At 37.5% G+C, this 11,652-nt stretch carries 10 protein-coding genes; 7 read left to right on the top strand and 3 right to left on the bottom strand.

The genetic code is table 11. From position 1 onward, the window contains the following. Positions 1-31: 31 nt before the first annotated feature. Positions 32-1,222 (top strand): pyridoxal phosphate-dependent aminotransferase, encoded by a 1,191-nt coding sequence (locus tag JO950_RS03585; protein ID WP_202701265.1) that lies wholly within the window; start codon positions 32-34, stop codon positions 1,220-1,222. 56 nt (positions 1,223-1,278) lie between these two features. Here JO950_RS03585 and JO950_RS03580 read toward each other — a convergent pair whose 3' ends face one another. Continuing rightward, positions 1,279-2,337: a serine hydrolase gene (locus JO950_RS03580; protein WP_202701264.1), complete on the bottom strand. Its 1,059-nt coding sequence runs from the start codon at positions 2,335-2,337 to the stop codon at positions 1,279-1,281. Positions 2,338-2,659: 322 nt separating this feature from the next. On the opposite strand from JO950_RS03580, the gene JO950_RS03575 reads away from it, so the two are divergent. From JO950_RS03575 to JO950_RS03550, 6 genes are all read left to right on the top strand, one after another. Next, positions 2,660-3,160 (top strand): nuclear transport factor 2 family protein, encoded by a 501-nt coding sequence (locus tag JO950_RS03575; protein WP_202701262.1) that lies wholly within the window; start codon positions 2,660-2,662, stop codon positions 3,158-3,160. A 198-nt stretch (positions 3,161-3,358) separates the two neighbouring features. Beyond that, on the top strand, positions 3,359-3,952 hold the full coding sequence (locus tag JO950_RS03570) for a hypothetical protein (RefSeq protein WP_202701261.1): 594 nt from the start codon (positions 3,359-3,361) through the stop codon (positions 3,950-3,952). A 250-nt stretch (positions 3,953-4,202) separates the two neighbouring features. Further along, positions 4,203-6,077, top strand: a complete 1,875-nt coding sequence (locus JO950_RS03565; RefSeq protein WP_202701258.1) for a U32 family peptidase — start codon at positions 4,203-4,205, stop codon at positions 6,075-6,077. A 385-nt stretch (positions 6,078-6,462) separates the two neighbouring features. Continuing rightward, the gene (gene purT / locus JO950_RS03560) at positions 6,463-7,623 is read left to right on the top strand and encodes a formate-dependent phosphoribosylglycinamide formyltransferase (protein WP_202701256.1); all 1,161 of its coding nucleotides are present in this window, start codon (positions 6,463-6,465) and stop codon (positions 7,621-7,623) included. Positions 7,624-7,626: 3 nt separating this feature from the next. Continuing rightward, complete coding sequence (locus tag JO950_RS03555) at positions 7,627-7,944, top strand: DUF6370 family protein (protein ID WP_202701254.1); 318 nt, start codon at positions 7,627-7,629, stop codon at positions 7,942-7,944. Continuing rightward, positions 7,944-8,519, top strand: coding sequence for a Crp/Fnr family transcriptional regulator (locus JO950_RS03550; protein ID WP_202701252.1), 576 nt, complete (start codon positions 7,944-7,946; stop codon positions 8,517-8,519). Before JO950_RS03555 ends, JO950_RS03550 begins: the two co-directional genes overlap by 1 nt. A gap of 109 nt (positions 8,520-8,628) precedes the next feature. On the opposite strand, the gene aceA is transcribed toward JO950_RS03550, so the two are convergent. After that, positions 8,629-9,909, bottom strand: a complete 1,281-nt coding sequence (gene aceA / locus JO950_RS03545; protein WP_017497777.1) for an isocitrate lyase — start codon at positions 9,907-9,909, stop codon at positions 8,629-8,631. A gap of 120 nt (positions 9,910-10,029) precedes the next feature. Further along, positions 10,030-11,631 carry a malate synthase A gene (aceB, locus tag JO950_RS03540; RefSeq protein WP_202701250.1) on the bottom strand — a complete coding sequence of 534 codons (1,602 nt, stop codon included), beginning with the start codon at positions 11,629-11,631 and terminating at the stop codon, positions 10,030-10,032. Positions 11,632-11,652 lie beyond the last annotated feature (21 nt).

Genomic DNA, 11,652 nt, shown 5'->3' with positions numbered 1-11,652 from the left:
GTTGAAATTAAAGACATTCAAAAATTTTATAATGAATCATATTCTTTCAGACAGAATCAACAACTTAGCGACATCACAAACTTTAGCAATGGCTGCTTTAGCACGCGAATTAAAAGCACAGGGAAAAGACATTATCAGTTTAAGTTTAGGAGAACCGGATTTCAATACGCCGGATTTCATTAAAGAAGCAGTTAAAAAAGCAGTAGACGAAAACTACAGTACTTATTCTCCGGTAGAAGGTTATTTAGAATTGAGAGAAGCAATCTGCAAAAAATTTAAAAGAGACAATGCATTAGAATACAAACCATCTCAAATTGTGGTTTCTACAGGTGCAAAACAATCTTTATACAATATTGCCCAAGTAATGTTAAACGATGGTGACGAGGTTATTTTACCGGCACCTTACTGGGTTTCTTACTTTGAAATCGTAAAACTTTCAGGCGGAGTTCCGGTTGAAGTTCCTACTTCTGTAGATACGGATTTCAAAATGACGCCTGAGCAATTAGAAGCTGCCATCACACCAAAAACAAAAATGATGTGGTTCTCTTCTCCTTGCAACCCATCCGGATCTGTATACAGCAGAGAAGAATTGACAGCGCTTGCAAAAGTGTTGGAAAAACATCCAAATATTTATGTAGTTTCAGACGAAATTTATGAGCACATCAATTTCTCAGGGACTTTCTGCAGCATCGGATCAATTCCGGGAATGTTAGAAAAAACGATCACTGTAAACGGAGTTGCAAAAGCATTTGCTATGACAGGATACAGAATTGGTTATATCGGAGCTCCTGAATTCATCGCAAAAGCGTGTGTAAAAATCCAGGGACAAGTAACTTCCGGAGCAAATTCTGTAGCACAACGTGCCACAATTACAGCTGTAGAAGCCGATCCGAGTGTATTAAACCACATGGTTCAGGCTTTCCATACTCGCAGAGATTTAGTTGTTGGATTACTTAAAGAAATTCCTGGTGTAAAAATCAACGTTCCGGAAGGAGCTTTTTATGTTTTCCCTGACGTTTCTTCTTTCTTCGGAAAAACATTAAGAGGAACTGAAATTAAAGATGCAAACGATCTTTCGATGTATCTTTTAGGAGAGGCCAACGTAGCAACGGTAACTGGTGATGCCTTTGGAAACCCAAATTGTATCCGTTTCTCTTATGCTACAAGCGACGATATCTTAAAAGAAGCATTACGCAGAATCAAAGAAGCTTTGACTGTGTAACGACTTACAAACAATAACCAAAAGGGTGTTTTCTTTCGAAAACACCCTTTTTTTATCTAATCGATTAAAAGCGAAGCAATCTCTTTTGTAATTCCAGTCGGCGAATTACAATCGCAATTACTTAATCCTACTACATAAACCTGTTCTGTCGGTTCATAAACCCCCATCGATTTAAAGCCAAAAATACTTCCCCCATGCTCGCGAACAATTTTATCCTTTACTTTTTCTAAATGCCAGCCATATCCATAATCAATATTTGTTCCATCATTTAGCTTATAATTTACAAATGCTTTCTTTGTAGAAGCGGGATTTAATAAGGTATTCGCATTTATTGCATATTGCCATTTCAACAGATCATCAACATTTGATAGTATCGAACCCGAAGCATACGGAATAGAGAAGCTGATATAATTGGCATTAATAAAACCATCCCTCTCTCGATAACCCGAAACCCTGTTTTTAATCATTTTATCATGGCTCGCGTAATAGGTATTTTCCATTCTGGTTTTCTTAAAAATATGCTGTGTTATAAAGGCTTCATAAGTCTGTCCGGAAACCATTTCAATGATATACCCCAAAAGCACATATCCCGAATTACAATATTTATATTTTTCACCCGGCTTAAAATCGATGGGTTCATTTTTAAAAAAATCTACCAGTTCTTTTGGAGACAAATCTTGTCTGGCAATATCTTTTATAGCTTTCATACTCGTAAAATCTTTAATTCCTGAAGTATGCGTTAGTAAATGATGTACCGTAATCTTATTCCCACTTGTTGGATAATCTGGAATAAACTTCGTGATTTCATCATCAAGTTTAAGCTTCCCCTGCTCTGCCAGCATCAAAACAGCAACTGCCGTAAATTGTTTGGTCATGGATCCGATTTCAAAAACAGACTCGGGTTTCATTTGAACATTCATTTCTAAATTGGCCATTCCAAAAGCTTTTCGATACACTACTTTTCCTTTCTTAACCGCCAGAAAAACAGCCCCGGGATTTTCAGGTTGAAACTTTGAGGCAATTAAATTATCTATTTGGGTTTCTAAACTCTGAGCCGACAGTCCCGAACAGATAATTAGAAACAGAACAATAAACGATTTTAAGAAGGCTTTCATTTTGTGATTATTTAGTCTGATTGATAAAAGCTTTGACGACTTCTATCTGCTAAAGGTTACAGAAAGTATATTTTTAGAATTTACGGGGGATTTCGCCGCGGCGAACCGGGCTATTCGCTGTATCTTTTGCTTTTTAAAGAAAAAAGCAAAAGGATATCGCTCCTATCCCTAACCCAAAAAATAAGCTGCAGCAGAACAAATTACATTTTAGCACTCCCCTAACAACCCCATATTTTTAAATCATTTTATTAGTATTTTTAACAAATCAATAAAAAAATTATTGAATCTGTTTTTTACAAGGTTCTCCTTAAAAACAATAAACATGAAAAATATAATTGCTACAATCGTATTATTGCTCACAATAGGAATGTTCATAACATCCTGTACTGTAACCAAAAAAATAACCATAACCGAATCAAAACCCTATACACCGATATCTAAAGAACTATTTGATACCATTGTAAAAATGGACGGAGTTGTTTTTGAAGCTGCTAACAAAGGTGATTTAGAAAAATTAAAAACTTTATTCGCAGAAGACCTTGAATTCTTTCATGATACGGGAGGACTAGACGACTATACAAAAACAATGGAAAACTTCCGACGAATTTTCACCAATTACGGATACACAAGAAGAGTTCTGGTAGAAGGAAGCATTGAAGTTTACCCCATTAAAGATTATGGAGCCATACAAACCGGATTGCATAAATTCTGCCGACTTGAAAAGGGAGAGCTCATCAACTGTGGTACCTATAAATTTACTCATATCTGGAAAAACACCCCTATAGGCTGGAAAATTACCCGAGTCATTAGCTATGGGCATTAAAAAAGATAAAACTAATTAAGTACTTATAACTAACTACTAGCAAAAGTACTTTGACTACAATTAAAGCAAAAAAATTATCTTAATATTTGAAACTTCCCTTTCGAGAAAGAAAACCACTTAGTCAGTAAACCAAGTAGTTCTTGGTTTATCAGAATTTAAAAATATTTTATTATTTTCGCGCCAACCAAAAAATATTTTATGAATCTAACATTACGCAATTCTTTCTTAATTACAATCCTTAGTTTATTTTTTAACAATGAGGCAAAATCCCAAGCAACAGGTAATGCCATTAAAGGTTCTATAGGCTTTGCCTCAAGCAGCTCTTATTATATTGAAAACTATGGTAATCAAGAGGAAGTCGATGTTATGGGAGGAGGTTTTTATTTACAGGGAGAATATATCATTGGAGTAAAATCATGGTTTAGTATACGTCCATATGCAGGAGCTATATTTACATCAGTTGATAAAAATCAGAATTTACAAAATCAACCGCAATACAAAGTAACAACCAATGCTTTTTTAGTCGGAACAAAAGTACGTCTGTGTGCACCAATTCCTTGGGTAGCCCCTTTTATTGAAGGGGGAATTGGTACTTCGATAGGTAAATTTGAAACCTTTACACCAGGGGTTAATTTCAACAAAAGCGACATGTTATTACACATTCCCTTTAGTCTTGGATTAGCCATTGGCCGAAAAAATAATTTTGAAATTGCAATTTCGGGATACTTTCACCCAGCAGCTAAGCAATCGTCTGCGATATTAGGCTTAGGATATACTTTCCCTTTAGATTAATAAATCAAAAAGTATCTTAGTTCAAAAGGTTACTTATTAAAAACCATCCGGTGATTTTTTTTAGTTCCAAACAAGTAATGAACAGATTAAAATCATCTGAAAACAAATAAAAACAACAACCTTAATCATCATCATTCCATATAAGTTAACAATTCCAAAAAAAACACCTCAGCATTAGCAAACTCGAAATATTTATAAGAACTTTGCAAACTTTTTTGCGTGAATACCACAAAAGCCTAAAGTACTTAAAATGAAGAAGAAGATTGAAATATTAGCTCCTGCCAGGGATTTAATTGGAGGAATGGCCGCCATAAACAGTGGTGCCGATGCTGTTTATATTGGTGCACCGCAATTTGGAGCACGCTCAAATGCCAACAATTCTATCGAAGATGTAGCAGCATTGGTACAATATGCACACCTTTTTAATGCACAGGTTTTTGTAGTTATGAATACCATTTTGTACGATAACGAACTCGAAACCTGTCGCAAAATGATTTGGGAATTGTACGACATTGGTGTTGATGCCCTGATTATTCAGGACATGGCGATCATGGAAATGGACTTACCTCCTATCGTACTTCATGCCAGTACACAAGCCAATAATCGTGATGCCGATAAAATTAAATTCCTTAAAGATGCTGGAATCAAACGTGTGGTTTTAGCCCGCGAATTGAACTTACATCAAATTAAAACGATATACGACGAAGCTGATGTTGAATTAGAATTTTTCGTAACCGGTGCATTATGTGTATCCTTTAGCGGAAACTGTTACATGAGTGTAGCCAACGGAGAACGCAGTGCCAATCGCGGTTCCTGCGCACAAAACTGCCGTTTACCCTACAACTTAATTGACGGAAACGGAGAAACCCTAATCAGAAACAGTCACTTGCTTTCGATCAAAGATTTAGACATTTCAGATCAGATTCCGAATCTAATTGAAGCCGGAATCGTTTCTTTCAAAATCGAAGGCCGTTTAAAAGATGTGGTTTACGTTAAAAACAACGTTTCTTATTTACGTCAAAAACTAGACAGCTATTTAGAAGGCGTAGGAAGTGATAAGTACATGAAAGCCTCTTCAGGAACATGTACCTATACTTTTGATTCTTCTTTAAGCAGAACTTTCAACCGTGGTTATACGGATTATTTCGTAAACGAAAGACACAGTTCCATTGGTTCCTGGGAAAGCCCAAAATCAAAAGGCCAATATATCGGTAAATTAATCCGAACAGTTGGAAACGCTTACGAAATCGAAAACGGCGAATTACTAAACAACGGTGACGGACTTTGTTTCATCAACGAAAACAATGAAGCTGACGGAATCTATGTAAACAAAGCCGAAAACGGGAAAATTTATCCAAACGTTTTAAAAGAAGTAAAAGACGGAACTTTTATTTACCGTAACAACGATGCCGCTTTCATCAAAATTGTTGAGAGAGAGGATAGTGCTGTTCGTAAATTGAGCACTACTTTATTACTTACAGAAACCGCAACAGGTTTCGAATTAATCGCTACTGATGAAGACGGTAATGTAAGCACTGTTAGCTTGGAACATGCGAAAGAGCAAACTAAAACGGGTGAATCTATCGAAGAAAACATTAAAACTCAATTGGCTAAAACAGGTTTTACGCCTTACACCGCCGATGAAATCAATATTATGTTTTCTCAAAACTGGTTCCTTCCTATTTCAAAAATCAATGAAATGAGAAGAACTGTTTACGATCAGTTGACTGAAATTCGTCTGGCCAATTACAAACGTGAAGAACACCAACTCGTTAAAACATCTCATCCGTATCCGGAAACTAAATTGGATTTCATGTATAATGTTTCCAACAAAACGGCCCGTAAATTCTACGAGCGCCATGGTGTTACCGAAATTGAAAAAGCATTCGAACTACAATGGGATCCGGGAAAATCACGTGTGATGACCACTAAATATTGCATCAAATACGAATTGAAAAAATGTCCGATACACCAAAAAGATATCGCAGGTGTTAAGGTAAAAGAACCCCTGGTTTTAAAACAAGGCGAATTAGAATACAAACTGAAATTCAACTGCAAACCTTGTGAAATGGAAATCTGGGAAAAAGATGCAGAATTCGAAATAGAAGAAGATCATTTTCATTAGAATTTTAACCGCAAAGAACGCAAAGATATACACTAAGGTTCGCAAAGATTCATTAATCTTTGCGAACCTTTTCTTTTTACTGAATATCAAAAGCTTTGCGTTCTTAGCGTAATTCCCTGCGGATTTTATGGTTAAATTCACCCCGTTATTTCTCCGTTTTATCATTTAGACATAAGGAGAAATCACACAAGAAACTCAAACCCAATTGTCGTCAATCTTTATCAAATTACGAGTGTGATTTTTCCCTTGGATCGAAATGACAAACTACACGGTTGCTTTATCTAAAAGACAAAAACTTAGCGCTCTTTGCGTAATTCTTTGCGAACTTTGCGGTTAAACTCTTTTTTCGCTACTTTTACTTCTCCAACAACACAATTAATCCAAAATGAAAATACTACTCCTTGGTTCGGGTGAACTGGGCAAAGAATTTGTCATTGCCGCTCAACGAATCGGACAAACTGTAATTGCTGTCGATAATTACGAAAATGCTCCTGCTATGCAGGTAGCACACAGCTTTGAAGTCATCAACATGCTCGACGGCGAAGCACTGGACCGAATCGTAGCCAAACACCAGCCCGACTTTATCGTTCCTGAAATAGAAGCTATCCGAACAGAACGTTTTTACGATTACGAAAAACAAGGCATTACCGTTGTTCCATCTGCGAAAGCAGCCAACTTTACCATGAATCGAAAAGCGATTCGGGACCTGGCATCAAAAGAACTGGGATTAAAAACCGCAAAATACCAATATGCAACTTCGGCAGAAGAACTTCAAAAAGCCGTTCAGGAAGTTGGAATTCCCTGCGTAGTAAAACCTTTAATGTCTTCTTCCGGAAAAGGACAATCTACAATCAAAACGGAAGGCGATATTGAAAAAGCCTGGCAATATGCCGTTGCAGGCTCACGTGGTGATGTCATCGAAGTTATCGTGGAAGCTTTTGTAGATTTCAATTCTGAGATTACACTTTTAACCATTACTCAAAATAACAATCCAACACTTTTTTGCGCTCCAATCGGACACCGCCAGGAACGCGGTGATTACCAGGAGAGCTGGCAGCCTGCAAAAATTTCTGATGCCGATCTATACGAAGCGCAGGACATGGCCGAAAAAATTACCGAAGCCCTGGGAGGAGCAGGCCTTTTTGGTGTTGAATTTTTCTTAACCAACGAGGGTGTTTATTTCTCAGAACTCTCCCCACGCCCACACGATACCGGAATGGTAACTCTTGCCGGAACACAAAATTTTAATGAATTCGAATTGCATTTACGAGCTATTTTAAGCTTGCCAATCTTCGAAATTACTCTTGAAAAAGCCGGTGCAAGTGCCGTGATTCTGGCCTCACAAGACTCGACAAATCCAACTTTTACCGGAATTGAAAAAGTAGCCGCTTTACCTAAAACTGATTTCAGAATTTTCGGAAAGCCAACTTCAAGACCTTACCGCCGAATGGGAGTTGTTTTAAGTCATGACTCTCTCACAACGCCAATCGACGAAATCACAGAACGTGCCAAAACAACTTCAAAACTAATAACCGTAAACTCTTAAAAAATGAAAAACGCATTATTTGCACTGTTCCTGCTTGCCGGAATTTCAACTCAGGCTCAGGATAAGAAAACAAATGAAAAACCTGTAATCGTAGAAACCGCTTGTGGCGAATGTCAATTTGGAATGAAAGGCAAAAGCTGTGATTTAGCCGTTCGCATTGACGGCAAGACTTATTTTGTAGACGGAACAACAATTGACGAACATGGTGATGCACATGCCGAAGATGGTTTCTGTAATGCTGTTCGCAAAGCTTCAGTTGTCGGAAAAATAGAGAATGATCGCTTTAAAGCAAACTCTTTCAAGCTGATAAAAGAAAAATAATGGCATTAATTCTTGAAAATATAGCCAAACACATTTCATTGACTCCTGAAGAGCAGGCTCATTTTTTATCCAAAACGGAAACCCATTTTTACAAGACAAAAACCATTTTACTGAATGCCGGCGAAGTTTGCACCCATTCGTATTTTGTAAATTCGGGAATTCTAAGAAGCTTCAACATCAATGATAATATTGTCGAGCATGTTCTGGCATTTGCTTGTCAGGGCTGGTGGATGAGTGACATGTACAGCTATTTTTCACAGAAACCGGGAGAACTTTTTATAGAAGTTTTAGAAGAGGCAGAAGTCGTTTCTTTATCCAAAGAAAATCAGGAGCAATTGTATCTCGACATTCCTAAATTAGAACGTTTTTTCAGAATTTTAATTGAAAATTCTCTGGTTGCCAACCAACAACGCTTAATGGATAATTTAAGTCTGACGGCAGAAGAACGCTTTGAAAAATTTTGTGCTAAATACGGCACATTGGTTCATAAAGTCCCTCAAAAGCAAATTGCTTCTTTTATTGGTGTAACACCTGAATTTTTCAGCAAAATGAAAGCCAGGCTTTTAAAAAAGTAAAATTAAACCATTAAGATATTAAGATACATTAAGCTAGACTTAATCTTTCTTATTTTTTTAAGAACATAAAGCTTAACTTTCTTAATATCTTAATGGTAAAAACAAAGAATTAAAACTGCTCAACCTCTGTTGAATGTTTCATTGCTGTAGTGGAAGACCTTCCTATCGTTACCGTATTTTGAACCGCATCAAAATAAGAAGTCCCAACAAAAGCCTGATGTTTTACTGCTCTGAATCCGTTTTGTTGCAAAGCAAATTCTCTTTCCTGCAATTCAGAATATCCTGCCATACCACGTTCTTTATAGGCTTTAGACAATTCGAACATACTGGTATTTAAAGCATGGAATCCTGCCAAGGTAATGAACTGAAATTTATACCCCATAGCCGCCAGATCTTCTCTGAAAGTTTCCATTTCTGCTACTGATAATTTAGCAGCCCAGTTGAAAGACGGAGAACAATTATATGCCAGCATTTTACCCGGAAACTCTTTTTTCATTGCATCCGCAAACTTCTTCGCATAAACCAAATCAGGATTACTGGTTTCCATCCAAATCAAATCAGCATAAGGCGCATAACTTAATCCTCTTGCAATTCCCTGATCGATTCCGCTGTTTACATAGAAAAAACCCTCATTGGTCTTTTCTCCGGTAATAAATTTTGCATCTCTCGGATCAGCATCACTGGTTAGCAAATTAGCTGCATCCGCATCTGTTCTGGCTACAATTAATGTCGAAACGCCCATAACATCAGCAGCCAAACGAGCTGCGATCAATTTGTTAATCGCTTCCTGAGTAGGCACCAAAACTTTTCCGCCTAAATGTCCGCATTTTTTAGCAGAACTCAACTGATCTTCAAAATGAACACCAGAAGCACCCGCTTCAATCATCGATTTCATCAATTCGAAAGCGTTTAAATTTCCGCCAAAACCGGCTTCTGCATCGGCTACAATCGGAACCAAATAATCTTTTTTATCTTCAACCTGGTTTACCACCTGAATCTGATCAGCTCTCAACAAGGCACTATTAATTTTTTTTACCACCATCGGCACGCTATTCACCGGATAAAGCGATTGGTCAGGATACATTTCTCCTGCCAGATTTGCATCGGCAGCCACTTGCCAGCCACTCAAATAAATCGCTTCTAAACCAGCATCGACTTCCTGAATCGCCTGATTTCCTGTTAAAGCACCTAAACCAGCAACATAATCCTGACTTTTTAACTTTCTCCATAATTTCTCCGCCCCCATTTTAGCAATAGAATGCTCAATATGATAAGAGCCCTGAAGCGTCACCACCTCAGTAGCAGTATACGGACGTTCAACACCTTTCCATCTTGGGTTTGTGATCCAATCGTTAATCAATTCCTGAATTCTGTCTTCTGTTGTTTTCATAAAAATATAAGTTAAGTTGGTTAGTAAGTAAATAGTTTGCAGTCGCAGTTCACAGTTCTGACTGTGACTTGTAAAAGGTTTATTTTTCACGCCGATTTTTAATGATCAGCGCAACGTTTTTTATAAATATTTGTAACATGGAAGGGTTAAAAAATCAACGAAATCGGGATTTACAACCAGTCTTTCCAAAACTTTCTCCGCTAACGGGAATTGACGGTTTTCGTAATTTTCCTCTCCCAGCTCGTCTTTAATTTTTTTGAATTCCTCTAAAGCCAACTCATGATAATACGCCAGATTCAGTATTTGTCCGTTATCCAAAGTCACCTTATTCTGAAGCCACTGCCACAATTGCGATCTTGAAATCTCGGCCGTAGCAGCATCCTCCATCAGATTGTGCAAGGCTGCGGCACCTTGTCCGTTTAGCCATGAAGCCAAATACAAAACCCCAACATTAATGTTTTTGCGAACCCCATTTTCTGTTATAATTCCAATTGGCGGCTCTATCAAATCGGCTTCTGTTATTTTGCGATATTCTTTTTTAACATGAATTTGATTGGGAGTTGGCATTCCGGCATCGAAAACATTTTTAGCCAGAGCAACCAAATCCGGATGCGCTACCCACGTTCCATCGTGACCATTCTTTACTTCACGTTCTTTATCGGTTTTTACCTTTGCGAAAGCAATTGCATTTGCCTCCTCATTATTTTTAATCGGAATTTGAGCAGCCATCCCTCCGATAGCATGAATACCTCGTTTATGACACCTTTGAATTACCAGATTCGAGTAAGCGTTCATAAAAGGCGAAGTCATATTGACCTGATCGCGGTCCGGAACAATAAACTTTGAATGCTTGCGGAATTTTTTAATGTAAGAGAAAATATAATCCCAACGCCCGCAGTTCAATCCAACAATATGATCCTTCAATTCAAAAATAATTTCGTCCAGCTGAAAACTTGCTGTTATAGTTTCAATTAAAACAGTAACCTTTATCGTTCCTCTTTCTAACTTCAAATAATCTTCGGTAAAATCAATTACAGTATTCCACCAGCGCGCTTCCAGATAATGTTCCAATTTTGGAATATAAAAATAAGGTCCTGAGTTATTTTCTAAAAGTCTCTTATGATTATGAAAAACATACAAACCAAAGTCTACCAAAGAACCTGAAACCGCATTTCCATCAATCGAAAGATGTTTTTCTGGTAAATGCAATCCACGTGGACGCACGATTAATGTCGCAATCTTTTCATTCAGGTGATACGATTTATGCTTAATCAAATCGGTATAAGAAATCGTCTTGTTAACCGCATCAATCAAATTCACTTGTCCGTCCATTAAATTTTGCCAGGTCGGAGAAGTACTGTCTTCAAAATCTGCCATAAAAGTTTTCGCTCCTGAATTCAACGCATTGATAATCATTTTGCGATCAACCGGTCCCGTAATCTCAACTCTACGATCCTGTAAATCTTTTGGAGTTTCTCCTGCCACCCAATTACTTTCTCTGACGGTTTTTGTTTCGGAAGGAAAAGACGGCATGACGCCCTGATCAAAAGCGGTTTGTTTTTGTTCGCGTTGCAGTAACAATAATTTTCGTTGTGAATCGAATTTTCGATGCAGTTCGGTTATAAAAACAATTGCCTCTTCTGTCCAGATCTTTGGATAAGAAAGCTTCTTTTCGGCCAAAAACTCCATAGCCGTCTCGGTAATCTCTAATTGGTTTTTCATCGTTGTTGCTTTTGATTAGTT

The sequence above is a fragment of the Flavobacterium sp. UGB4466 genome (genome assembly GCF_903469665.1).
In the GTDB taxonomy this organism is placed as follows: Bacteria; Bacteroidota; Bacteroidia; order Flavobacteriales; family Flavobacteriaceae; genus Flavobacterium; species Flavobacterium lipolyticum.
This window is presented reverse-complemented; position numbering and strand designations above follow the sequence as displayed.